The organism is Paenibacillus baimaensis, from assembly GCF_025567575.1.
The window spans coordinates 104521-129273 of record NZ_JAOQIO010000116.1 but is presented as its reverse complement, the minus strand read 5'-3'; the positions used below and the strand labels follow the sequence as shown (position 1 = coordinate 129273).

20 protein-coding genes are annotated in these 24753 nt (G+C 46.9%); 11 read left to right on the top strand and 9 right to left on the bottom strand.

The window, feature by feature from the left end:
- The first annotated feature begins 154 nt into the window (after positions 1 to 154).
- The 4 genes from OB236_RS34935 to OB236_RS34920 all read left to right on the top strand — a co-directional run bounded on the left by OB236_RS34935 (position 155) and on the right by OB236_RS34920 (position 5461).
- Positions 155 to 1771, top strand: a complete 1617-nt coding sequence (locus tag OB236_RS34935) for a spore germination protein (RefSeq protein ID WP_262688176.1) — start codon at positions 155 to 157, stop codon at positions 1769 to 1771.
- A complete protein-coding gene (locus OB236_RS34930; RefSeq protein ID WP_262688175.1) occupies positions 1768 to 2946 on the top strand; it encodes a Ger(x)C family spore germination protein in 1179 nt (392 codons plus the stop codon). Before OB236_RS34935 ends, OB236_RS34930 begins: the two co-directional genes overlap by 4 nt.
- A gap of 269 nt (positions 2947 to 3215) precedes the next feature.
- Positions 3216 to 4583, top strand: coding sequence for a GerAB/ArcD/ProY family transporter (locus OB236_RS34925; RefSeq protein ID WP_262688174.1), 1368 nt, complete (start codon positions 3216 to 3218; stop codon positions 4581 to 4583).
- Between the two features lie 128 nt (positions 4584 to 4711).
- Entirely contained in the window at positions 4712 to 5461 is a 750-nt protein-coding gene (locus tag OB236_RS34920; protein ID WP_262688173.1) for an HAD family hydrolase, read from the top strand.
- Positions 5462 to 5472: 11 nt separating this feature from the next.
- Here OB236_RS34920 and OB236_RS34915 read toward each other — a convergent pair whose 3' ends face one another.
- Together OB236_RS34915 and OB236_RS34910 are read right to left on the bottom strand one after the other, a co-directional pair.
- A complete protein-coding gene (locus OB236_RS34915) occupies positions 5473 to 7068 on the bottom strand; it encodes a DUF4153 domain-containing protein (RefSeq protein ID WP_262688172.1) in 1596 nt (531 codons plus the stop codon).
- A 26-nt stretch (positions 7069 to 7094) separates the two neighbouring features.
- Positions 7095 to 7553, bottom strand: coding sequence for a hypothetical protein (locus OB236_RS34910; RefSeq protein WP_262688171.1), 459 nt, complete (start codon positions 7551 to 7553; stop codon positions 7095 to 7097).
- A gap of 192 nt (positions 7554 to 7745) precedes the next feature.
- On the opposite strand from OB236_RS34910, the gene OB236_RS34905 reads away from it, so the two are divergent.
- A complete protein-coding gene (locus tag OB236_RS34905; RefSeq protein WP_262688170.1) occupies positions 7746 to 9560 on the top strand; it encodes an ABC transporter substrate-binding protein in 1815 nt (604 codons plus the stop codon).
- 166 nt (positions 9561 to 9726) lie between these two features.
- Positions 9727 to 10635, top strand: coding sequence for a hypothetical protein (locus OB236_RS34900; RefSeq protein WP_262688169.1), 909 nt, complete (start codon positions 9727 to 9729; stop codon positions 10633 to 10635).
- Between the two features lie 33 nt (positions 10636 to 10668).
- Here OB236_RS34900 and OB236_RS34895 read toward each other — a convergent pair whose 3' ends face one another.
- Genes OB236_RS34895 through OB236_RS34880 form a run of 4 tightly spaced genes read right to left on the bottom strand, consistent with a single transcriptional unit; the run spans position 10669 to position 14056 of the window.
- Complete coding sequence (locus OB236_RS34895) at positions 10669 to 12318, bottom strand: hypothetical protein (RefSeq protein WP_262688168.1); 1650 nt, start codon at positions 12316 to 12318, stop codon at positions 10669 to 10671.
- Between the two features lie 24 nt (positions 12319 to 12342).
- Positions 12343 to 12759, bottom strand: coding sequence for a divergent PAP2 family protein (locus tag OB236_RS34890; RefSeq protein WP_262688167.1), 417 nt, complete (start codon positions 12757 to 12759; stop codon positions 12343 to 12345).
- Positions 12760 to 12764: 5 nt separating this feature from the next.
- Positions 12765 to 13121: an SMR family transporter gene (locus OB236_RS34885; protein ID WP_262688166.1), complete on the bottom strand. Its 357-nt coding sequence runs from the start codon at positions 13119 to 13121 to the stop codon at positions 12765 to 12767.
- A gap of 20 nt (positions 13122 to 13141) precedes the next feature.
- Complete coding sequence (locus tag OB236_RS34880) at positions 13142 to 14056, bottom strand: decaprenyl-phosphate phosphoribosyltransferase (RefSeq protein ID WP_262688165.1); 915 nt, start codon at positions 14054 to 14056, stop codon at positions 13142 to 13144.
- A gap of 301 nt (positions 14057 to 14357) precedes the next feature.
- On the opposite strand from OB236_RS34880, the gene glmS reads away from it, so the two are divergent.
- From glmS to OB236_RS34855, 5 genes are read left to right on the top strand one after another with little or no spacing between them, the layout of a single operon-like run.
- A complete protein-coding gene (gene glmS / locus OB236_RS34875) occupies positions 14358 to 16187 on the top strand; it encodes a glutamine--fructose-6-phosphate transaminase (isomerizing) (RefSeq protein WP_262688164.1) in 1830 nt (609 codons plus the stop codon).
- Between the two features lie 47 nt (positions 16188 to 16234).
- Positions 16235 to 17428 (top strand): HEAT repeat domain-containing protein, encoded by a 1194-nt coding sequence (locus OB236_RS34870; RefSeq protein WP_262688163.1) that lies wholly within the window; start codon positions 16235 to 16237, stop codon positions 17426 to 17428.
- A 13-nt stretch (positions 17429 to 17441) separates the two neighbouring features.
- The gene (locus OB236_RS34865; protein WP_262688162.1) at positions 17442 to 18911 is read left to right on the top strand and encodes a glycosyltransferase family 2 protein; all 1470 of its coding nucleotides are present in this window, start codon (positions 17442 to 17444) and stop codon (positions 18909 to 18911) included.
- Between the two features lie 39 nt (positions 18912 to 18950).
- Positions 18951 to 19766, top strand: coding sequence for a response regulator transcription factor (locus OB236_RS34860; RefSeq protein WP_262688161.1), 816 nt, complete (start codon positions 18951 to 18953; stop codon positions 19764 to 19766).
- A 23-nt stretch (positions 19767 to 19789) separates the two neighbouring features.
- Entirely contained in the window at positions 19790 to 22000 is a 2211-nt protein-coding gene (locus tag OB236_RS34855; RefSeq protein ID WP_262688160.1) for a glycoside hydrolase 5 family protein, read from the top strand.
- Between the two features lie 22 nt (positions 22001 to 22022).
- Here the strand turns inward: OB236_RS34855 and OB236_RS34850 are convergent, their stop codons facing one another.
- The 3 genes from OB236_RS34850 to OB236_RS34840 all read right to left on the bottom strand — a co-directional run bounded on the left by OB236_RS34850 (position 22023) and on the right by OB236_RS34840 (position 24743).
- Positions 22023 to 22349: a helix-turn-helix domain-containing protein gene (locus tag OB236_RS34850; RefSeq protein WP_076231280.1), complete on the bottom strand. Its 327-nt coding sequence runs from the start codon at positions 22347 to 22349 to the stop codon at positions 22023 to 22025.
- 412 nt (positions 22350 to 22761) lie between these two features.
- Positions 22762 to 23085 carry a DUF4870 domain-containing protein gene (locus tag OB236_RS34845; RefSeq protein ID WP_076231277.1) on the bottom strand — a complete coding sequence of 108 codons (324 nt, stop codon included), beginning with the start codon at positions 23083 to 23085 and terminating at the stop codon, positions 22762 to 22764.
- Between the two features lie 173 nt (positions 23086 to 23258).
- Complete coding sequence (locus OB236_RS34840; RefSeq protein ID WP_262688159.1) at positions 23259 to 24743, bottom strand: glutamate synthase subunit beta; 1485 nt, start codon at positions 24741 to 24743, stop codon at positions 23259 to 23261.
- Positions 24744 to 24753 lie beyond the last annotated feature (10 nt).

The following is a 24753-nucleotide window of genomic DNA, read 5'->3' as shown; positions in this document are numbered from 1 at the left end:
CTTTGACCTATCGCGTAGGAGCTATACAAGGCGCTGCAGAGAAATTGTTCAAAGTTTCTGCGAAACAGACATAAAATTTTCAATTTAAGGCAACCTACACGTGAGACGCTCCGCCATTAGCTGGCAGCACAGGAAACTCAAGGAGGTCGTCAACATGCTTCGTAACCGAAAAGAAAACAAACGCGGCAAACAACAGACAGATACTTTGCACCATTTTGATTATCAATTTATTGACGAATTAAAATCGGTACCGATCTTCGTAACACTGGAGGAAAATAAAGACTATTTAAAGCATTTATTCGCGGACTGCTCGGATTTTGTCATCCGTGAGTTCACCATTGAAGGCGGCATCTCAGCGATCATTGTGTTCGTGGACGGCATGGTCAATACCCAATTCGCCAACGAGGCAATGAAATCGCTCATGATCCTTGAGGGACATGAACAGCTGATCGATGCCATTGTTGAAGCAACACTGCCCATTAGTCAAACGCAGAAAACAGACAACTATTCAGATATGCTCATCTCTATACTTAGCGGTGATGCAGGACTAATCGTTGAGGGTAACAATCAGGCTCTGCTCATGGGCATTCGAGGTATGGAGAAGCGCTCTATTAATGAACCGGAAACGGAATCCGTCATTCGTGGTCCTCGTGAAGGCTTTGTGGAAAACATTCGTACCAACACGTCGATGATTCGCCGTAAGCTGAAAACACCGCATTTGAAAATGAAGCCGATGACAATCGGGCGAGAAAGCAACACCAGTATTGTTATCACTTATATGGACGATATTGCCGATCCGGAGATCGTGAAAGAAGTGCTGCGCAGGCTGGAGAAGATTGATATTGATGCAGTGCTCGAATCCGGCTATATCGAAGAATTTATTCAGGATTCAGCTTATTCGCCTTTCCCCCAGCTTCAATATACGGAGCGCCCTGATACGGTCGCTGCGGCTTTATTGCAGGGTAAGGTTGGAATAATCGTCGATGGAACTCCTTTTGTATTGATAGTACCGTTCGTCTTCACCGACATCTTGCAATCCAATGAAGATTATTACGAACGTTTTCAGATCGCGTCCTTGATCCGAATATTACGTTACATTTTTATGGTCCTCTCTTTGTTGACACCAGGTTTATATGTAGCCATAACAACCTTTCACCAGGATTTGATTCCCACTACCTTGCTGCTATCCATAGCTGCAGCCCGAGAAGCGATCCCTTTTCCTGCTGTTGTAGAAGCATTAATCATGGAGATCACGTTCGAAGGTCTACGTGAAGCAGGTATCCGACTTCCCAAAACCATCGGCTCTGCCGTCAGTATTCTGGGGGCGTTGGTCGTGGGGCAAGCGGCTGTGCAGGCGGGGATTGTTTCGGCACCGATGGTCATTGTTGTATCGCTAACAGGAATCGCTTCTTTCACGATTCCTCGCTTCAATGGAGCGATCGCAATTAGGATGCTGCGCTTTCCGATCATCATCGCCGCTTCGATCTTTGGCATGTATGGCATCCTGATTTCGGTATTAATCATTATCGGACATATGGCTAATTTACGCTCGTTTGGTATTCCTTATTTGTCTCCACTGGGTCCTCTATCCGTCGGCGATTTGATGGATACCGCGGTGCGCCCTCCTCTATGGCTCAACAAGCATCGGTCCTACTTTATGTCCGTTCAGGATTCAATCCGTTTGGGAGACGAGCTGCCTGCTGAAATCAAAGAGCAAGGCGGGCAGAAGGGGGAAACGATCCACCATGAGAAGGAGGAGGATACCCTATGAGCGCACGCAGCACAAGCTTACTCCTGTTATTGCTGGTTTCAACGCTGCTATCGGGCTGCTGGGACCGTACAGAAATTAATGATATGGCCTTTATTCTGACCTCCGCTATCGATTTGGAGAAGGACGGAAAACTTCGTTACACGGTTATGCTGCCGCTGCCGGGACAAATGGGTGGGGCCACTGGTGGCGGTGGCGGCGGCGGTTCAAATGGCGGTAAGAGCTACTATATAGATTCCGAAGTCGGAGAAACGTACCGTGAATGCCATATGAAGCTGCAAAAACGAATGTCGAGACGTATGTTTTTGGCTCATCGCAGAACCATTCTGGTTGGAGAGGATCTGGCAAGACGGGGGATTCGTGAGCTTTTCGATACCGTACCGCGCAGCCCTGAAAGCCGGATGACCACCTTTCTCGTTGTCACCAAGGGAAAAGCTTACGACATGATGAATTCCACGCCCAAATTCGAGCATTTCCCATCTGAAGCCATACGTGAATTAATCAAGTCCAAATCAGTTATGGACATCAACTTCAAGGATTTTGGGATTTCACTTAGCTTACCTGGTGCTGATCCGGTTGCCGTGTATATGGACGTGAAGGATTCAGAACAGGGTGTTGAATCCTCCAAGGAAGTGGAACTTAAAGGCTATGCACAATTTCGCCATGATAAGATGGTGGGTACGTTGGAGAATGATACAGCCATGGGTCTCAGTATCATCAATGGGCAAAAAATGATCAGCCACTCCATCACGCTTCAAATGGGAGACGGTCAAATGTCTGCACGGATCTACGAAGCACTAACAAATATTAACACCAAGCTGATAAATCAAAAGCTGGAATATGATATAGCATTGAACATAAAAGCTACGTTAATGGAGGACACGTCCCACTACGATTTGAGTCAAACTAAAAACATCTTATTGGTCGAGGATGGTATATCCAAGAAGGTCAAAAGTGCCGTTCAGGATGTCATTAATCAATCTCTTAAAAATAATGTCGACTCCTGCGAGTTTGGAAACTTTCTATGGAGAGCATATCCTGGCGAATGGAAATCTCAGTTTGAGAAAAACTGGCCAGAGAGTTTGAAGGACGCCAAATTTAATATACAGGTACAAAGCCAGCTGACAGATACGGGGCTCATCTTTGATAATGTTACGAGGGAGCGGATCAGCCAATGAATCTCATATTCCTGACTATCGTTTTTTTTGTACTTGTGTTGAATCTACTGTTGAACCTGAAGAAAATGCGCAAGCAGCCTTTGCCGCTCAGGTGGCTTTGTCGGATCGTATATGTATGCTCGTTCAGCCTGTTTTTGTGCATCTTGTTTCATGTTAACATCCCGATGCCTACCCGTTTTTTTGTCAACCATGTCTCACCTTGGGCGTTCTCTCTCCTTCAATCTTTGAATAGTACACTTAAATAGAACCTTGCAAAGGCAGATGAGCAGATGGACTCTAAACAAATAATTAATTACCGACAATTCGCCTGGCTGACTGCCGCTCTGCTTTCAGGCGGTGGTCTTATCAGTACCCAACAGGTATTATTTCGCATTGGCTACTCGGATGCCTGGTCGGCTTATATGCTTCCCGTGCTATACGTGATCGGAGTTGCAGCCCTGTTCACTATGCTGGTCAAACGTTTTCCCAATAAACATCTCTTTGAAATTAATAAAATCGTCTTCGGCTCTGTGATCGGAACTATCGTTAATCTGATACTTCTGTTTCATCTATGGCTGATTCTTACACGCGATTTATCCACCTTCGGTAAATTTATCGGGATTACATTGCTGCCCAATACCCCTGGGGAAATGATCCTCTTGGTCTTGGTCTTGCTGTTTATCGTATATGGCAAAACGAGTGTGGAGGTATTGGCACGAGTCAATGACCTGTTATTCCCTGCATTTGTATTGATTATCCTGCTGACACCGCTTTCCTTGGCCAACGAAATGGACATCCGGTTAATGCAGCCCGTACTGACCAGACCGTGGAGTTCCATTTTCTCAATCAATGTACTTAGTCTGGGCTGGTTTGGCGATATTTTTGTAATGGGCGCCTTCTTACATACGTTATGGGGGCCACGTCAGGTTGGCTCTGCGATACGGCACGGCGTCCTGATGGCAGCCTGTATGCTCTTCGACTTTATCGTGCTCGAGGTGCTGGTACTGGGTCCGACAATTCCAGGAAATATGGTTTACCCCAACTATTCCTTGATCCAGCAGATTCATATTACCGACTTTCTGGATCGGCTGGACTTGCTTGTTCTGGTTATCTGTTTCCCGGTTACCGCTTGTGGTTTGCTTCTCGTCTACCTGGCCTTTCAATTGGGGATGGCGAGCCTGGTGAATCAGCGTGATTACAGCAAATTGAATACACCTGTCGCCCTGCTTCTCCTGCTGACGACCGTGCTTGCTTTTAAAGGCACTTCTGAGGTATTCAGTTTTGTTAATTACAGTTCGTCCGTCATTACGCTAAGCTACCAGCCTCTTCTATTTATATTGCTGGGGCTGCTGTCCCTGCGTCATCCCATTCATCAGGATCAAAAAAACGATCAGAACGACACCTCGAAGGAAAATGGTACAACAAAGCCTGCTGCGCCCCCCAAACCTGCTTCTCCGCTGCAGCGATCACCCCAGCAAGGCTGGGAACGTTGGACCTATATTTTGCTGGCCATCAGCCTGGCTGCATTAATAATCGGCCTTTGGAAAGCGAACAGTTGGGCAAGTGCTGGCTTTATCTGTGGAAGTATGTATGGGCTTTGCTCAATCCTGCTCATCTACACCTCTTACATGGAGATTCATTCGCTCAGCAAAAGATGACAAGGCCTCCAGAGATCTCAGAAATAAGCATGATCTAGAGCGATACACGCTCCATGGAGGGCATACTGAGGATAGGATTTTCCCTGATGCCATGATATAATCTGCTTAAAAAATAACGGAGACAACCTATGATAAAGCAAACGATTTTATTTGATCTGGACGATACATTAATTCACTGCAACAAATATTTTGATCTGGTAGTTGAGCAATTCGCGGATTTAATGGAGATGTTTTTTCATACCTACCATGTTCCTGTCGAGGAAATCAAAAAAAAGCAGGCTGAGGCTGATCTGGATCGTGTGATGCGGCTTGGCTTTGATCCTAATCATTTTCCCGAGTCATTCGTTGAAACCTATGACTATTTCTCTGACTTAACCGGCCGACCGAAAAATTCCGATGAAATTGCCCGATTGACGGAAATTGGAAGAACCGTATATGGGCATAGTATTGAGCCATATCCAGGGATGAAAGAGACGCTAATCCAGTTGGAGACTGAAGGACACGAGCTTCATCTGTATACGGGCGGCGACAGAATGATTCAGATGCGCAAAGTAACGGAAGCCGATTTGGAACGTTTTTTTGGCAGCAATATTCATGTCACCCGCCACAAAACAGACGAATATCTGGAGCAGCTGATTACCGAGCAGCAGTTTGAGCGCAAATCGACCTGGATGATCGGTAACTCGCTTCGCACTGATGTTACCCCCGCTCTGAAAGCAGGCCTTAACACGATATTTATGCCTGCTCTACAGGAATGGATCTATAATCAAGTCGATATTGACACGGAGCCTCAGGGGGCTTTCTTAACATTAGCCTCACTATATGAAATTCCGGAAGCGATCCGCAGCTATATATCTTCGACTGCACCCGGTATGTAAGCTTAAGTGGGCTATCTCGAATAGAGCTCCAGTGGTTCCAATGGGATTGCCTGCAGCGCTTTGCCAGCCTTCCACATCGATAAATTGAATGATACCCATGACGTCTCTCCAGGAAGCGGAAGGCGTCTTTTCATGATCTGGATCGCTTTATCCGTACCATCCAGCTCCGGGTGCTTCTGTTTTAGATCTATGAGATAGGGCACAGCCTCGAAGCTTAGGGAACCCAGATATTCCGTATCGATGCTGCCGAAGGCTTCAAAGCGTTTGATATTGTTGGAAGCTACGATCGCATCCACCTGCATATAGTTAACGATCAAATACGCAGCTAACGCCAGAATCGCATAAGGCTTCATCAGCTGGAGGCGATCCTTCCACAGCTTTACCAAAGCAATCGTAAACAGCACCGATAGGAAGATGATAAATACATCGACCAATAAACGTGTCTCCGAAAAACCATACGCCTCCTCATACATCAGCATCCGCAAAAATGCCGAGCAAAGCATAACACCCGTGCAGCCGATCAATACAGCCAAGAGCCCTCGAAGGAATATGTCATTCGATCGTACAGCACGATCCGTCCCGTGCAGCGTGATCATCAGCAGCGTAAAATTAATAACCGTCACTACAATCAGTTCAGCAAAACCGCGATGAGCGTAGTCAGCGTAAGTCATTTCCAAAGGCAGCGCAGTCATGCCCCCTCCAAAAAAATAAGAAAACTGCACGACTGCAAACAACACATACATCGTGTTCAAAATCAGCAGGATCGTTATGGTTACTGTAGCGTCCAGACCAATTTTTTTCCTGGGAACAGCAGGCACGTTAGCATAAGACGGCCCAAATTCAGAGGGATCTGCATTGCCAAGTGATGCTTGAGCCTGATTACCCCACATCTCCTCCTCCGGTCTGTGCCTCCTCTTCAATGGGTACAGCATACCCCACACATAAGCGAATAGCCCGCTAGTAACGAAACCGATCCAGATCAACCTGAATATCGTTTCACCTGGATGCATATCACCCACAAGCTCCGGAAGCTGAGAAAGCATACGATCGAACATCGTATCCGCGGAAGCAAGCAGCGATCCGACAAGCAGAACCATTGGCAGTGAAATGACAATGCCGATCAGTATTTTCCACATACGCTGAGAACGCCCTGTTTGAATTCTTTCCTTGATGCTTCTGATTACTACGACAGCAGGCCGCGGGATATAGCGCATCGTATGTCCGAACAGCTGCTCCAGAACAGCGAGCACCATACTCACATCGTACCAGCGAATTGCAGGCCGCCGCAGCGTCCATATGGTATGCACAAAGATCAGGCAAGGAATCGCAAATGCATTCAGCACCATGAACAGTGTATTTGAAAAAACCGCATACGTTAAGGATAGTAAGGCTATCGGGATGAGCAGCATAAAGGAAGCATCCAGACGCAGCGCGATCCTCTCCTTCAAAGCCCAATAAAAATACGTATAAAAAACAGCGATAAACAATGGATAGGAAACACCCCATGCTTGATCATAGAACAAGAGATGATGAATACAACCACATACAAGAGCACCTATGAGCAGCATGGTTTGCTGCTTGCTTGGTTGTTCGTCGAGTACCTGCATAGACTTTATACCTCCGACTATCTATTTTAATGCAGCCAATAGGTTCCGAACTGATTAACCTTCTCTTTAATTTGACTAATATACCTACTTGCATAGGAATGGATATAGGTGCGTTCTTCGAGGGTCAGCAGTCTCTCTTCATCTTCTATTACTGTTTGAAGAGACAGCTTGAGCAGTGGATGAAACGATTCCGCGGTGATCTCAAGAGCTGCCTTCACGACCTCCTCTTCTGGAGCGAGCAGCCAATCGTTGGTCGTTTCTGTCTGTGATGATCCCGCTTGATGACTACCGTTCAGCTTGTGGTCTTGTGAAGCGGCGGCTTGTTGTTTTTCTATTTGTACGTGCATACCTGCATAGAACAGTACAGTCTGCGCGGTCGTCCTCACATTTTCCAATTCCAAAGCTTGCTCCGCCTCCTTCACAAATTGCTCAATCCACTGCATGTGTAAAGTAAAGCCTTCTGTGGTTCGCATGCTTTTTATCATTGTTATCCCTCCATTAATAGCCCAGTCCGTGAGCATAATTCTATTGTAGACAAAAAAACAGGAATAAAAAGGGCAACTTTCCAAATGGAAATTTCCTGTTTTTCCAGCTCAGGTTCGGTTATGCTTAAGTCCTACCCAGGATTGCCCTTACAGGGCGGATAACACTCCGTATTCACAGATTGAGGTGATAGCATGAAGCTGGCCAGCCATTATGTACGTTTGCGGGAAAAGCTGCCCTATGCGCAAGAGCATCAGGAGCAGGAGATCATGTTAGATGAAATAGCCGCCATCCTGGATTGTACGCATCGGAATGTAACGATGATTATGCAAAAGATGGACAAGCAGGGCTGGTTGCAATGGACGCCAAGAAAAGGCCGGGGCAACCGCTCCTTGTTACAGTTTCTGACGCCTGTGGAAGAGGTCGTGCTGCTTTTGGCCAAAGAGCTGGTCGAGCGCAAGGACCTTCGCGGCGCTTTGGAGCAAATGAACATTTCCTCGATACCCGATTCGCTAAAGGCGAACTTTCACAGCTGGTTAAACGGCTACTTCGGTTACAGCAGTGAGCTGCGAGACAGCAAAAGGTTTGATACGCTGCGGTTTCCGTTGACTCAACCGATCCAGACGCTGGACCCTGCTTTTACGAACTTTTCCGCTGAGTCTCATTTGGTCAACCAGCTGTTCGACAGTCTGGTAAGCTACAATCGGCTGACGCAAACGGTCGAGCCACATTTGGCTCATGCCTGGGAAGCCAACAAAGCAAGAACCGCATGGACTTTTTATGTACGCAAAGGTGTTCGCTTTCATCACGGCAAGGAGCTGGCTGCCGAGGATATTCAATTCACGCTGGAGCGGTTAAAGCAGTCTTCCGCACGTTCGTTATACCGCTGGGTATTTCAACAAATTGAACGGATCGAGATTATAGATCCCTTGACGATAACGATTCATTTAACTGAGCCTAATGAGCTGTTTCCGCAATTTATGAGTACGAACCGGGCTGCCATTATTCCATCGGATTCCTATCGTGAAGGAGAATCCGCATTTGCACTTGCTCCTACGGGTACAGGGCCATTCAAGCTCACCTTTCATGATGCGTCGATGTCGATTCTCGATGCCTTCCCCGATTATTTTCAGGGTAGAGCGCATTTGGATCGGGTTGAGCTGTGGCATGTACCAGATATGCAGGAACAGCAGAAGGATCAGCTCCGCACATTGGAGAGCTTTCAAATTATTCATAATTATCAGATGCCGGATACGAAGGAAAGCGATTATCTGCAGGTACAGCAGCAGGGCACAACCTGCAAATTCGTTACCTTCAATCTATTAAAGCAGGGTCCTCTGAAGGACCCCGCGATTCGGGAGGCGGTGTACGATGCATTCGATCAAGCCAAGCTGCTGAAGCTGATTGACGGCGATGCGATCTATGCGGCTGACAGCTTCATCCGCCATACACCTGTACACCTTGCCGAGACGGAGCTTGAGCAGGTACGGGGAAAAATCAAAATGTCGGGATATGTTGGGGAACGTATTGTATTATGCACAATCCCTCATTACGAGCGGGATGCCTTGCTTGTGCAAATCCTGCTGCGTGAGGCAGGCTTAAACATTGAAGTGGTACTGCTTCCTGTTGAGGAGTTCAAGGGAGAACGGCGCCTGCAGGCTGATCTATTACTGTTCTCCATTATGCTCGACAATGATGCCGAGCTGCGTCTGATCGACTTGTACAAGAGTATGCAGCATCATTTGGAACCCAACTGCAAGGCTGCCGTCGAGCAATTCATACAAGCCGCGCTTCGCGAACCGCAGCGTGACGGACGGGCAGGCTTGCTGCACAGCATCGAACGGCGCCTGCATGATGAGCATGTACTGCAACTGCTTTATTTTAAAAGACTTAAAACAGCCTTTCATTCTTCCGTAAAAGGGATCACGCTCGATTCCCTCGATTGGGTACAGTTCAAAAACATCTGGTTCAAGCCACAAAGCGACAAGCATGGGTTACAGGACTTATGATTCATGCAAATTTTGTCGAAAGTTGCGCAACAAGAACTATTCAAGCCAATCCGAGAGTCAACTATAATAAGAGGGTATTGTAAGAAATAGGAAATAGATGTCATCCATTAGCTTCGATACGACTGACAGATTGATGTGGACAACTATGAATCGAAGGAGAATGAGTTTGATATTCATCAACCGAAGCAGTTCCCGTATTGTAATCAATTATATAATCGTTACGGTATTGCTCTTGAGCGTGGTCTCTACAGCTTGTGATGCTGCATCGCCGCGTCCCAATCCCATGAAAGCAACCTGGCTGTGGGATACCTCATTGATCAGTACCGTGGAGAATCGGCAGGCTGTTCTCCAGTTTGCAAAGGAGCAGTCGATTGGCCGCATTTATGTACAAGTGAATCCGGATGTCGCCAAGAACACCTATCGCGCCTTTATCCAGGAAGCTGCACAAGCAGGTATTCAAATTCACGCCTTGGACGGTGCCCCGAACTGGATTCGCTCCGATCAGCAGCAGTATATCGTCAGCATGGTTAAATGGGTGAAAGACTATAATGCCAGCGTTCTAGAGAATGAACGATTTAGCGGGATTCAGGTCGACATTGAACCTTACGTGCTTCCGGAATGGCATAATGAGCGGGATGTGACGGTAAGCAGTTGGATCACAGCGATGACTTTATTTACGAACGAAGTCAAACACGATTCCACTTTAACCGTCAGTGCCTCCCTGCCCTTCTGGCTTCATGAAATATCGATTCCTGATGAGAGCAGTATCAGGTTGAATGCGAAATTCATCGGTATGTTCGATGAAGTCACGCTGATGTCCTACCGGGACCAGGTTGAAGCTCTTATAGAGATTACTGCTGATGATCTGGCTTTAGCTGACCAGCTTGGTAAAAAGGTTTTTGTCGGTGTCGAAACCAATCCATCTTCCGAGGCTGCTTTTGTTTCCTTTTACGAAGAAGGTCGGGCAGTAATGAATCAACAATTAACCTTAATTGATGATTCATTGAAGGGCCACGTATCTTACGCCGGCATAGCCGTACATGATTACACGGGCTGGAAAAACCTGAAGCCTTAGTCGTTTGATCCATAATGTACCGTTACTTTTGAATTACGGATGCATGCAAATCGATGTTCCTGAGTGAGTCAAAGTCAGCTTGTCCTCACATTTCAGAGGGCGTTCCTCTACGAACGCGATACCGAGCTTGGTGAGCCTTTCCCGATTGGACCAGCTGTACGTAAAATCTGCCTTAACGGGCAGCTGGGCCGATTGTATTTCTGAGAGCTGCTCGCGCAGCGTCTGGTTCCACGTATATTGATAATACGTATAGGTACTGCCTACGATTACCGTATTGATCGAAATAACCGCTATTAAGAGCCAGCTTGCCCCCGTTACAACTCGATTTCCTTTAATACTAAAGCCAAGCCACACACAAATGAGCGGAATGATCCAAAACTGCGGTACGTAGCGAGCCCACCAGGCAACCGGATTAACAAAGGCCGAGATGGCTAGTATGACGATCAACCCAATAGCAGCCATGGCCGCCCCTTTACGATAGTGAAAGCCAAGTGCCAGCAGAATGAGAGAGAGCAGCAGCACACCACTGAATAACGGACCAAAGCCAGAAACCGCCGCGTCCGGTGCACTCAAGGCAATCAACTCGCGCTCTGTGAACGTAAATGGCAGTTTGATCTGCGTAGGGGTCTTCTCCGAGGTATTACCCGCCATGACGGAAAAATTAGAATTCACGGCCTGCTCAAATCGATTCATCGACTCCAGGTTTCGTGGAATGAAGTCCTCGATCACATCGACAGCCCCTGCACCCGCCAACGGATAGAACGGATTCCCCTTCGCAAGGGTATTAGTGACATAGGGGTTATACCCAATGAGAAACATACCAATCAATCCACCCACTGCCGCTATCATAAACATCTGCTTCAAACGCCCGAACTGCTCACTCATGTATAACGCTACCAGCAACCCGAGCGTCAATACACCTGCATAGGCGATCCCAGTGAACTTAATATTCATTGCAAAAATCATCAGGGCCGAGTAAGCACTGAGCAGTAGCCATCCCGGTCTGGCAAAGATCAAGCAAGCCAAAGCCACCAAACATAATAGAACTGAAGCTAACAATCCGTCCACATAATAACTGAATACTTGGTATACACTTACCGGATTCAATGCAAGCAATGCGGCAACGATGATAGCACGTTTAGTTTGATCCGGTCTCAACGCCAGCAGTGCTGACATGCTGAGCAGGAAGGATGCAACGATCATCAGCAGGTTGAATACCTTGCTATGCTCAATCAAGCCGGTTGCTGCATACATGACTGCCGAAGCGATCTCCGATGCCCTTCCATAATGATTGATCCACAGGGAATGTCCGGTTGATACATTCAATGCTTCGTCATACACAGGATTCCAGCCGTTCGCCAAATAAATAACCGACTCTTGATGATAGGCTTGACCATCATAGGACAGATCGTAAAAGCTACCGCTAATCCAAAAGCATACAACGAATAATAAAATAGAAACAGCCAAGGCTTCCCCTAACAGACGACCTGGTCGTTCCACCTGAAGCATCTTCGCTGCCATCCACGCCATACCGACAGACAATGCCACAACAGGCCAAATGTGTAGAGCCGTTATAGAAATACCGAGCATGAACAATAGCGAAGGCACGATCAAGGAACCTACGGTTACTGTCAGTAGTGTCAATCCGCTAACCATACTTATTGCTATCAACCGATTTTTCATATACTTTCCACCTTTCAACATGAATTACAGCATGCTCGAAGCGGCCCATGCCAGCAGCAGTCCGACCGCCAAACCTCCCGCCACTTCCATACGTGTATGCCCCTGCTTTTCGCGTAAATGTACCTTTCCATCAGCTAATGTGTTAATCCAACGCGCATTCTCGCCAACAGCACGGCGAATGCCAACTGCATCAATCATCACAATATAGGTTATAGCTGCAGCCAAACCGAATAACGGTGTACCCCAGCCATGCTCAAAGCCGATGAATAGCGTGATCGAGGAAATCACCGACGTATGGGTACTTGGAAATCCTCCATTACCGATATGCTGTCTGGCATCAACACCATAACGCAGACGATTAATCACATATTTTAGCGTACCTGAGCACAGCCAGGCAGCAAATGGCAAAACCGGATACAGGTACCCTGCATCTAAGCTCATCAATATCACCCTCCTGAACGGGCTATCAATGCAACGCCAGCCAAAATAACGGCTGCTCCAAGCCATTTTTGCATCGATATCGTTTCATGAAACAACCAGACACTCATCAGCATCACGAGTACATAACCCAAGCTAACCATCGGGTACGCCGTGCTTAACGGAAACTTCCTTAACGCAAGCAGCCAGCATATCGAGCTGAGACCATAACTAGCCAAGCCCGCTGCCACAGGCCAAGCACGAAGTAAGCCAAATCCTGTTACCGTAATCGTGTCACCCGCCTTCAACGATTCTATCCCCCACTTCATCAGCACTTGTCCCACAGCGCCCAGCACAATGGAGGCTATCAACTCTATGTACTTCATACCTGCTCCCCCATTGCCGTTTATTTATCGAAAACCATCAGAATGAACATCACCGATATCGCATACAGCACAACCGTCACTAAAATATGTCTATCTTCCAAAAGGAGCTTATCCGGCTTCCCACCCCTGCCTTCCACATGAATCAGATACAAATATCGAAAAATACCATACAGCACCAATATCAACGTCCACATCAGATGGATCGTATGTCCGGAAGTGAAGGTGAACAGTGCATAACTCATAATTGTCGCTGTCGTAACAATAGCGTTCATCTGATTCAGTAAATCCATCGAATAATACTCCAGTACATGGCGGTGGTCGCCTTTATCTGATTTCAACAAAACCAATTCATGCCTTCGCTTACTAATCGCCAAGAAAAGCGCAAGCAAAAGCGTGCATACTAGAAACCAGGGTGTTAATGGAACCCCAATGACGAGCCCCCCACCAACAGCCCTCAGCACAAATCCAGAAGCCACGATCAATAGATCAAGGATAACCACATGCTTAAGACGATACGAGTACAGAACATTCAGGACAAAATACAGCAGCAGTACAAATCCAAAAGGTGGATGAAAGCGAAAAGCAGCAAAAAAACTGGCCGCCAACAAAACAATTCCATATGCCAGTGCCATCTGCGGATTCAAAGCACCTGAAGCCAATGGCCGGTTCTTCTTCTCGGGATGCATGCGATCCCGATCACGATCTACATAATCATTCAGGATATACACGCAGCTGGAAACGAGGCAGAACAATATGAATCCAGTGAAAGCTTGCCCCAGCATATCCACATTGGCGATTCTAATTGAAAAGATCAAAGCCGCGAATACGAGCACATTTTTGGTCCACTGTTTAGGCCGCATTAACGTAAAGAACATCCCGAGAAACGGTTTGTTCACCTCTTCCTTAAGCTTAATATCTGCTTTGGTAGGCGCCATAACTGAATTCTCCTTTGTTCGTTCAAGATAAGCGAATACAATCGCATTCGTTCTGAAATTCATTATAACGAACAAATATTCTGTTATAAAGAACGGTATTATGGAGTTTTGTGGAGTATATCGGCGAAATAACTAGGATATTGTTCTTTAAACCGAACTAATCCAAGTTCAAACATTTTTATTTTCGATAAATTTGCGTTATAATCCATTTTAATGTTCGTTATTAAGAATAATGGGTAATGGTACTTGTTGTCACCACAAGGTAAGCTGGTCAAAAAGGAACTAAGGAGGAATCATAAATATGTGTGGTATTGTCGGATATATAGGAAACAGGGACTCACAGCTTATATTGCTCGAAGGTTTGAAAAAATTGGAGTATCGTGGTTATGACTCTGCGGGAGTTGCTGTACAAACTGCTCAGGGTCTTCATATTCGTAAAGCTAAAGGCAAAGTTTGCGAGCTGGAATCACGGCTCGCAGACTACCCATTGACTGGTTACGCTGGGATAGGCCACACACGTTGGGCAACACACGGCAAGCCCTCGGATACGAACTCTCACCCACATGCAGATAACGAAAAGAAAATATCGGTTGTACACAACGGTATTATTGAGAATCATATGGTTCTAAAAGAAGAGCTCGAGCAGCTTGGTCACCACTTCCTATCGGAAACGGACACAGAAGTCATCTGCCACCTCATTGCCCATTACTATAAAGACAACTTGATCCAAGCCGTGCAGCAAGCGGTAGCCCGAATTAAAGGTGCTTACGCCATTGTCGTGTTATCTGAGCATGAGCCAGATAAATTGATTGCCGTTCGCTTGGCAAGTCCTTTGATTATTGGTGTAGGCGAGGGTGAGAATTTTATCGGCTCGGACATACCGGCTATCTTGGAGCATACGCGGAATGTATATGTATTGGGTGATGGAGAAATGGCTGTGCTTTCACGGGAAAGCGTTGAATTAATGACATTGGAAGGGAACTTTATCGCCAAGCAGCTGCTTTATATCGACTGGGACATTTTGATGGCAGAAAAAAATGGTTATGATCATTTTATGTTAAAAGAAATTGAGGAACAGCCTCGTGCATATCGGGACACACTTCGTGGGCGGATTGATGAGGATAGCCAAAGTATAACACTGCCCGATATGATGATGAATCCTGAACATATTCGTGAAATTAAACATATTCAGATTGTTGCCTGCGGAACCGCCTACCACGCAGCATGTGTCGGTAAATCCATTATCGAACGGATGACACGAATCCCCGTCGAGATCGATGTAGCTTCTGAATATCGGTACCGTCAGCCCATTATTCAGGAACATACACTCGTCATCGCTGTCAGTCAATCCGGAGAAACCGCCGATACGTTAGCGGCAATTCGCGAGGCCAAGCTGAGCGGTGCCCGGGTACTGGCGATTACCAACGTTGTTGGCAGTTCAGTAGCGCGAGAAGCCGACCATCTGTTAATGACATGGGCAGGGCCCGAAATCGCAGTAGCTTCTACAAAAGCTTACACCTCCCAACTAATAGCCTTCTATTTACTGGCATTGTACATAGGTCAAAGCATTGGCTCTATGGACCTGGCTGCACGCGCGCAACTGCTGACACAAATCAAAGAGCTTCCGGATCAGGTGCAAAATATGCTTGGGCATATGACACAGATTGAACAGATAGCCGAACACATTGCAGGTTACCATGATCTTTATTTCATCGGTCGCGGACTCGATTATACGATAGCCATGGAAGCCTCACTGAAACTAAAAGAAATATCTTACATTCATTCAGAGGCTTATCCAGCCGGTGAGCTGAAGCACGGGTCACTGGCCTTAATTGAAGATGGAACGCCGGTCATTGCGCTGGCTACGCAGGAAGTTGTGCTTGAGAAAACCATCAGTAATATTCGAGAGGTCAAGGCACGCGGCGCTTATGTGATCGGGGTCGCTTTCGAAGGTAATATGGAGCTTGCCCAGGCAGCTGATGAAGTCATTTATGTGCCTCGTACAGATGCTCTGCTAGCACCGGCTATTGCCATTATTCCTTTACAGCTGCTTGCTTATTATGCAGCCTTGGCTCGGGGCAATGATGTCGATAAACCAAGAAATTTAGCCAAAAGCGTTACCGTCGAATAGGTGATGTGATAAAGCTGACTGAATAACTAGCGGAAGGAGATGCCTGGATGCTCACGAATTCATTGCAACCCATGATTGTGATAACATCGATACTCGGATTACTCATTATGGTAATGCTTGTTATCTTGTTCACATTACGTGCAAGGAGCCTTTCCTTAGACCAGCAAACCGCTGCATGTTTGCTCCAACATCAGGAGTATTTCCAATATCTCAGCATCAATATGGACAGCCCGGAGGCATTATTACCTCCACCCGGTAAGCTTACCATCAATGAACTCAAAGCCATACAACAAAAACTATTGGAATGGATCGAGGTGCTTGAGGGTTCACACCGCGATAAGCTAAGTGAATTATGCGAGCAAATGGGGCTTGTCGAGCTAAATCGCAATCGTCTGCATAGCCATATACACTGGGAACGCATAGATGCCGTATATCATCTTGGTGTTATGCGAGCCAAAACATGTACAAGCGAGTTGCTTTCCCTTCTGGAACGCGAAACGGATGAATCCACTGCTTTTGTGATCGGCCGCGCGGCTGCCAAATGCGCACAGCAGCCAGGTGAATTGCGCAAGCTCATATTGAGACTAGTCAAGCATCACCCGCAGAGCCAGCATTTGATCATGGATATCATAGGTTCATCCACCTTGGATCCAATCCCTGTCTTTCTGGAAATGCTGCTGACTCAGGAGGAAGACCTGATCATCGTTGCTTTGGTCGGACTTTCTGGGCGTAATGTACCTGAGGCCATTCCTTATCTGAACAGCCTTGTCCAATCGGAGCACAAAGAGGTACGTGTTAAAGCCTCCAAGCTGCTGCTCCAGTACACTCATTTGCTGCTACCGGATCAGCTTCTTGCTTTTATGCAGCATTCGGATTGGGAGATCCGGGTTGCAGCAGTAAAAGTCGCAGGCCAGCAGCCTGTTGGCGATTTCACAGATATGTTGAAACACGCCATGTTGGATTCCGAGTGGTGGGTACGTCATCACGCTATTGCAAGCTTGTCCAAGCTGGGTATGAACGGTTTCCAAGCCATGTGTGAAGCTGCTATGGCTGCTGATGAAGAGCTGCATCGTGATATGGCCAGAGCTGCCATACATGAACATATGGAATCGGCGGAGTCTTTGGCCGCCCAAGACATCAGGCAGCTTCTATATTTCAATGAATGTTCCCACCTGTATGAAAAAATGTTCAATGCGTCTTATGTTGACCGCAATGTGACACAACTGCGAATCAGTTCGTAGAAAGGAGAACGAGATGAGAGCTTTTTTACTAGAATATGGGCTGTTCGCCACCTTCCTGATCGCAGGTTCCAGCTTATTGTATTTTTTGATTATGGCACTTTCATCACAGCGGATGCGGACACAGATCAAAAGCACGATGTATTCACGATTTCGCGAATTATCAGGCTCAGAGCATGTACCACCTGTTTCCATTCTCGTCCCTTCCTACAATGAGGAACTGACCATCATTGATAATGTCCGTTCCTTGATGGCACTGGAATTCCCCCAATACGAAGTCGTCGTTATTAACGATGGCTCTCAGGATAGCACCCTGCAGGTGCTGGTGGATGAATTTCAGCTCACAAGGATCCGTCCAAGCTCCATCCGCAGCCTTGTGCAATCGAAGTCTATAGAAGAAATTTATCACAATCCGCAGTACCCCAAGCTGGTCGTCATCAACAAACAGAACGGTGGCAAGGCCGACGCGCTTAATGCCGGTATCAATGTAGCCCAATATCCATTGGTTGCTACCATAGATGCTGATTCGATGCTAGAAAAGGATGCGCTGATCCGTTTGGTCCAGCTGTATATGGAAAATCCGGAGCAGCACATCGCTATTGGAGGAAATGTGAGGATTGCGAATGGCAGTACGATACAGGGTGGGCGTGTGACCAAACATCGCTTATCCCGTAAATCATTGCCGGCTATGCAATATGTAGAATATATGAGAGCCTTCCTTGGAGGACGCATCGGCTGGAGTGCCTTAAACGGTCTGTTGATCGTATCAGGAGCTTTTGGTTTATTTCGTAAAGACTATTTGGTTGAAGTCGGTGGATATGAGGCGGATTGTCCGGGTGAAGACATGAATATCGTCATGAAGCTGCACCGTTATATGCTTCAGCAAGGGCTGCCTTACCGGATTCTTTTTTGCCCTGATGCGGTGTGCTGGACACAGGCACCGGATACGTTAAGCATACTTGGATCACAGCGAAAGCGCTGGATTCGAGGTAATTTGTGGAATGTTATTCATTTTAGAGCGATGCTGTTCGTGCCCAAATATAAAATCATCGGATGGCTAGCCCTGCCCTACACCATCTTGTACGAAACGTTAAGTCCGTTTATTAAGCTCTCAGGCTTGGTCGCACTACTTGCTTATGTGGTGATGAATATGACGCAATGGCCGATTTTGTTAGCTTTTATATTGATCAATCTGCTTATCAGTCTGTTGTTCACGACCGGGTCGCTCATCATCGAGGAAATTGCTTTTAAACGCAGCACACAAACCACTGACATTTGGAAAATCATTGGGTATTCGATGCTGATGACTATCGGTTATGACCAAATGAATGCACTGTGGAAGCTGCAGGGTCATGCAGACTTCCTGCGCCGTAATAACAGCTGGGGCACCATGGTACGTCGCAGCTGGAAAGAGGATGTCACTGAGAAGCCCCTACCTCAGACGCAGCTATCACCAGGACAATCGTCCAAAGCGACTGTTATGTAACCTATATGCCCAACCATAATCAAAAGGAGTGTTCCCATTATGAATATGTCAGCTATCATCCATAACGATTTATCTTACCATCTATATGAGCAGGTCACCGAGCAGCTGCCAGCTTCCGGGCAGGCCAAATGCGGTCTCATCCTCGCACATATCAGTAATCCAGGATTGATCGAGATGCAGGATTTGGAGACACGAATCAGTATGGAGGATACGACGCTTAACATCCTAATGAGCTATGAACCCAGGGAATCACTTCTCGTTGTTGTATTACCCGGGCAACCTCTCGCCCATACACACTTCCTTTCCCTGTCCATCAAGGATATCTTACAGCAGTCAGGCCTCTTGACCGGACCTATAACCGCAGCCAGCTTTCCTGAAAGTGCAGTGCTGAATGCACCCGCAATGTCAGAAATGATCGCTATGACCAATAATCAGGATACGGTAGATCGCGAAATCCGTGTATTTCATCGTCATATTCAAGTCGAGACCGCATCCTCTATTGTTATGATTGATCAAAATACCGATCTGCTCGATTTCCTGTCAGCACGACTTAGTCACCGAGGCTATGATGTTCGCCCAGCTCAGGACGGTATGGAAGGTCTCCAATTAATTAATGAAACGCCACCAGACCTGGTGATTACAGAACTCAATCTACCCGCACTTGACGGTTATCAGTTAATTCATCGAATTCGCCAATCTCGCACATTAAAAAACCAATGCAAAATCATGGTGCTTACCGATCTCGGACTCGAGCAGGAGTTCAGCAAATGCTTTGACCTGGGAGTCTCAGATATCCTTACAAAGCCATTTTCCCCCATTGAGCTGGAGGCCCGAATTCACCGGCTGCTAGCATAATGAGTTAAAGGAGCACACCCGATATGGATGCGAAAACAACCGTATACGCCAAATGGCTGATCCGTATACTCATAGGACTTGTTGTGAGTTACCTCATCTGGCATTATTGGCCCGCCAAAAAAGTGGAGACTGTTCTGGCCGCCGACGGAACTCACTTAAAATTCCGTACACAGCAGGATCATATCGAACTGTATGATCAGCAAGCCTGGACCCCCTTCTTTGTCAAAGGGGTTAATCTGGGTGCTGCCCTCCCAGGATACGACCCCGGGGATCTTCCAATCACGAAGGATCACTATCTGCGATGGTTCGCCCAGATTCAGGACATGGGTGCGAATACAATCCGGGTGTATACGATTCTGAAGCCAGTCTTCTACGATGCACTGGTCGAATACAATCAACAGCATGCCGAGAAACCACTCTATTTCATACAAGGAATATGGACCCCGGAAGAAGAGCTGATTGAAAAGAAGGATGCCTATATCGAACAAATCTACAATCGTTTTAAAAGTGAGATCACTGATGCTGTTGGGGCGGTGTATGGAAGCATTGATATCCCTGAGCACTTTGGGCAAGCCAGTGGCATTTATCGGTCCAATGCAGGTCCTTACCTGCTGGGCTGGCATATCGGGACCGAGTGGGACCCGGCAATGGTGAAAAATACGAATGAACAACATAAGGATAAAAAAGATTTTATCGGTACTTACCTGTCTGCCAAGCCTCAAGCAAATCCATTCGAGAACTGGCTGGCAGAAATGCTGGATCATCTTGCCAATGCGGAAGCTCCATTCGGTTGGAAACACCCACTTGCTTTTACGAATTGGGTAACGACCGATCCGCTGACCCACCCTGGTGAGGTTCTGATCGAAGAGGATATGGTCAGTGTGGATGCGACACATCTTCAGGTCAAGGACTGGGCGGCCGGTTACTTTGCCACTTTTCATGCTTATCCGTATTACCCCGATTTCTTTCGATTGGATGATACGCTGCAGGATGTTCGTGAAGCAGATGGTACGGCTAATACCTACAAAAGCTATCTCCGTAAGCTGAAAGCCTATCATGCAGGCATGCCCGTTATCATTAGCGAATTCGGTGTCCCCTCTTCCATGGGTGTTGCCCATCTTGGATCGATGGGGCGCGACCAAGGCGGTCATGACGAACAGGAGCAAGGCCAAATTGACGCCTCTTTGCTGCAGGATATTTATAGTGAAGGCATGGCGGGAGCAGCGGTATTTTCCTGGCAGGATGAATGGTTTAAACGCACCTGGAACACGATGCATTTTGAAATTCCAGCGACTCGGCGTAAGCTATGGCACAATGTATTGACTAATGAGCAGCATTTTGGACTGCTCGCCATGCTGTCCTCCAAGGATGGTCCGCTTATTATCGATGGCGCCACCCGTGATTGGGATGCGTTGAAATCGTCAGACAAGCAGAAGCTGGATATATCCTATCCCGGCTTGAAAGAAATCACGATGACACATGACGAAGCGTATGTCTATATTAATGCCAAATTGGAGCAGCCATTTGATCCAGAGCGAGAGCTATTATACCTTGGCGTAGATACACTGCCTGGAGGAAACAAACATGCCAAAGAGCTAGGCGATAAAACGCTCGATGAAGGCTTGGAAGCATTGATTGTATTAGGTAAGGACGGCGAGTCCGATGTGCGGATCGCATCTAATTATGATATGCATACTCGGGTATATGGAAAGCAATATGGGATGAAGGCTTGGACACCGGAGGAATTCGTTGACGATTCGGGGGTATTTAATACTTGGAAGCTGGCAGTTGGTCTGGAATTCAGTCCTCCTGATTCCAAGAAATACGGTCCTTTTGAAGAGGTTTCTGTTGGGGCATTACGACGCGGCACTACGAATCCAGATTCGCCACAATATAATTCGTTATCCATGTGGCAAGCACAAGGAGATACGATTGAGGTCAGAATTCCCTGGATGCTGCTTGGCTTCACGGACCCTAGCTCACTGCAGGTCATCAGCTACGAGGATAAGGAGAAAAGGTTGTTTGCACAGCCTACAGAGGGTATTCGTCTTGTTCCATGGATTGTCAATCGTGCTACAGGCAAGATTACCGGTTTGGAAGGCACCAGAAGCTATCCGGTTTCCCAACTGCCGATTTACAGTTGGAAACCCTGGGATCAAGTGACTTATGTCGAACGTGTCAAGCAAAGCTATAAGCTGATGCAGCAAGCCTATCAATCGTTAGGTCAAAAGTAAGTGCTAGTGCTGCACCGTATCCTTATTGCTGATTATCTTTACGCCATTTATTGTATTGTAGAAACTCCAGAAACTGCTCTTTGCTAATTCCCGATGCCATAGCTTCTCGCACGAGCTTCAGCCACTCCTCATCAAGTTCCTCTTGGGGAGTGGTTTTATTATGCAAGAACGTTTCCATGGGAACCTCAAGTACAGCGCAAATCTTCTCAAGAAATTGAATGGATGGGTTGGATTGGATATCCCTTTCAATTGAACTCAGATAGGACTTTGCAACACCTGCCCTATCAGCTAACTCGGTTAACGAGTATCCTTTTTCCAGACGTAATTGCTTGACTCTTTTGCCTAACATCGCAGCTACTCCCCTATCTACTGACTGAAACGCTTTTAATTATTTTACCATATTTCCCCCACTCTGTAGCTGTGTGGACAAAAAAAATAACACAGCAAGCGATAAACGCTTCGTGTTAACAAGGTAGGTATGGACTTGGCTTTTCCTAATGCTCATCTGGCTTTACGTTTATTTTGTTTCTGTAATTGTCGGATACAAAGTAACACTTCTTGTTTGGAAATACCCATGCTGCGAGCCGCGATCATGAGTTGGACCCAGTTTTCGTCGAGGCTATTCTTGAGTGCAAGTGTTGGTGAAAAAGACATTCGCCTGATCCCTCCAGATTCCTTAAACTTAACTTGGCATAAAATAGTATTCGCCGCCAGCCTTCGATTAAAGGGGGTATAAGAAGGGATCAGCCTCTCGATCTCAGTTACTTAATCAGACGAATCGTAAGAGGATAACGGTACATTTCCCCTTTATAGGCTTTGAGCGTTGCCACAATGATGAGAACCAGAGCGGCAATACCGATCAAAGGCAGCAGCACAAAGCCGATAAAAATAATGCACAAGAATCCGGCAACAGTAGAATAAATCAAGACCGATATTTGAAAATTAAGTGATTCCTGCGCATGCTCGGCTATGTAGGCTGATTGATCCTTTTTAAGCAGCCAAATGATCAGCGGGGCAAGAAAGCCTCCAACCAGGCATAACACGTGTGATAGTAACGCGATTGTTTTCTCTTCTTCCGTTAACATAAATCCGCCTCCTGCGTGTTTTATTGGATACACCTTAGCACATTTATTTAATTCCGGACTAGAGTCATTGGAACTAAACCGGCCCAGGTCCTTAACTAGTCTATTACGCTGACATGAAAAAAAGAAACGTTCATCGTTACCGATAAACGTTCCTGTTCGATCAAATATGGTCATTACGGCAAATTCGATGATCCCATCAGGAACCGATCACATTCGCGGGCAGCCTCGCGTCCTTCATTAATCGCCCATACGACCAGGCTTTGGCCGCGCCGCATATCTCCAGCCGCAAATACACCTTCTACATTGGTGGCATACTTGCCGTAATCGGCCTTGGCATTGGAGCGTGCGTCTTTTTCAACTCCCAACTGATCAAGCACCGTGGACTCTGGACCCATAAAGCCCATCGCAAGCATAACCAGTTGCGCCGGATATACCTTTTCACTGCCTGGCACTTCTACCGGTACAAACCGACCTTGCGTATCCAGCTGCCATTCGATCAGAACGGTATGCAGTTCCTTCACATGGCCGTTCTCATCACCAACAAATTTCTTCGTATTGATTAAATATTGACGCGGGTCCTGTCCCTGAAGCTGTGTGGCTTCTTCCTGACCATAATCGACTTTGAGTACCTTCGGCCATTCTGGCCAAGGATTGTTAGCAGGACGCTTTTCCGGTGATCGCGGCATGATCTCGAATTGGGTAACGCTGCGACATTTATGGCGGATTGAGGTGCCTACACAGTCTGTACCTGTATCGCCACCACCAATCACAATCACATCCTTGCCTTCTGCAGAAATAAATTGTCCATCCTGATGCCTGGAGTCGAGCAAGCTTTTCGTATTCTTGGAGAGAAATTCCATAGCAAGATGAACACCCTTCAGCTCACGGCCCTCAATGTTCAGATCACGACCTTTGGTCGCACCACCGCACAATACTATGGCATCAAACTCTTCCTTGAGCTGCGCTGCCGGAATATCCTTGCCAATCTCGGTATTGGTAATAAAGGTAATGCCTTCTGCCCGAAGCAGGTCAACCCTACGCTGCACATACTTTTTGTCCAGCTTCATATTCGGAATACCGTACATCAGGAGGCCACCAACCCGATCCGCTCTTTCGTAGACGGTTACGGTATGACCCGCTTTATTAAGTTGTGCTGCACATGCCAGTCCGGAAGGACCTGAGCCTATTACTGCCACCTTCTTGCCTGTTCGAATAATCGGAGGCTCGGGAACAACCCAGCCCTCTGCATAGCCTTTATCGATAATCGACTTTTCAATGTTCTTGATGGTGACGGGTGATCCGCTCAAGCCCACGGTACAGGAGCCTTCACAGGGAGCTGGGCAAACACGACCGGTAAATTCGGGAAAATTGTTCGTTTTATGCAAACGCTCCAACGCTTCACGCCATTCACCTTGATAGACGAGATCATTCCATTCGGGAATCAGGTTGTTGACCGGGCAGCCAGCTGCCATGCCGCTAATCAAGGTGCCTGTGTGACAAAATGGGATTCCGCAGTCCATACAACGTGCACCTTGTTTTTGCAGCTTGTCTTCCGATAACGGAACACTAAATTCGTTCCAATGACTAATGCGCAGCAATGGTGAAATCTCGCTTGGTGTTTGGCGCTCATATTCAATAAATCCGGTTGGTTTACCCATTCCCATACCT

Excerpts from the sequence above, each read along its gene's own strand:
- OB236_RS34885 (WP_262688166.1), bottom strand. The coding sequence starts at position 13,121 with ATGAAGTACATAGAGTTGATAGCCTCCATTGTGCTGGGCGCTGTGGGA.
- glmS (WP_262688164.1), top strand. The coding sequence starts at position 14,358 with ATGTGTGGTATTGTCGGATATATAGGAAACAGGGACTCACAGCTTATA.
- OB236_RS34880 (WP_262688165.1), bottom strand. The coding sequence starts at position 14,056 with ATGGCGCCTACCAAAGCAGATATTAAGCTTAAGGAAGAGGTGAACAAA.
- OB236_RS34840 (WP_262688159.1), bottom strand. The coding sequence starts at position 24,743 with ATGGGTAAACCAACCGGATTTATTGAATATGAGCGCCAAACACCAAGC.
- OB236_RS34910 (WP_262688171.1), bottom strand. The coding sequence starts at position 7,553 with ATGATAAAAAGCATGCGAACCACAGAAGGCTTTACTTTACACATGCAG.
- OB236_RS34915 (WP_262688172.1), bottom strand. The coding sequence starts at position 7,068 with ATGCAGGTACTCGACGAACAACCAAGCAAGCAGCAAACCATGCTGCTC.
- OB236_RS34895 (WP_262688168.1), bottom strand. The coding sequence starts at position 12,318 with ATGAAAAATCGGTTGATAGCAATAAGTATGGTTAGCGGATTGACACTA.
- OB236_RS34850 (WP_076231280.1), bottom strand. The coding sequence starts at position 22,349 with ATGTTAGGCAAAAGAGTCAAGCAATTACGTCTGGAAAAAGGATACTCG.
- OB236_RS34920 (WP_262688173.1), top strand. The coding sequence starts at position 4,712 with ATGATAAAGCAAACGATTTTATTTGATCTGGACGATACATTAATTCAC.
- OB236_RS34865 (WP_262688162.1), top strand. The coding sequence starts at position 17,442 with ATGAGAGCTTTTTTACTAGAATATGGGCTGTTCGCCACCTTCCTGATC.
- OB236_RS34930 (WP_262688175.1), top strand. The coding sequence starts at position 1,768 with ATGAGCGCACGCAGCACAAGCTTACTCCTGTTATTGCTGGTTTCAACG.
- OB236_RS34870 (WP_262688163.1), top strand. The coding sequence starts at position 16,235 with ATGCTCACGAATTCATTGCAACCCATGATTGTGATAACATCGATACTC.
- OB236_RS34845 (WP_076231277.1), bottom strand. The coding sequence starts at position 23,085 with ATGTTAACGGAAGAAGAGAAAACAATCGCGTTACTATCACACGTGTTA.
- OB236_RS34935 (WP_262688176.1), top strand. The coding sequence starts at position 155 with ATGCTTCGTAACCGAAAAGAAAACAAACGCGGCAAACAACAGACAGAT.
- OB236_RS34925 (WP_262688174.1), top strand. The coding sequence starts at position 3,216 with ATGGACTCTAAACAAATAATTAATTACCGACAATTCGCCTGGCTGACT.
- OB236_RS34890 (WP_262688167.1), bottom strand. The coding sequence starts at position 12,759 with ATGAGCTTAGATGCAGGGTACCTGTATCCGGTTTTGCCATTTGCTGCC.
- OB236_RS34905 (WP_262688170.1), top strand. The coding sequence starts at position 7,746 with ATGAAGCTGGCCAGCCATTATGTACGTTTGCGGGAAAAGCTGCCCTAT.
- OB236_RS34855 (WP_262688160.1), top strand. The coding sequence starts at position 19,790 with ATGGATGCGAAAACAACCGTATACGCCAAATGGCTGATCCGTATACTC.
- OB236_RS34860 (WP_262688161.1), top strand. The coding sequence starts at position 18,951 with ATGAATATGTCAGCTATCATCCATAACGATTTATCTTACCATCTATAT.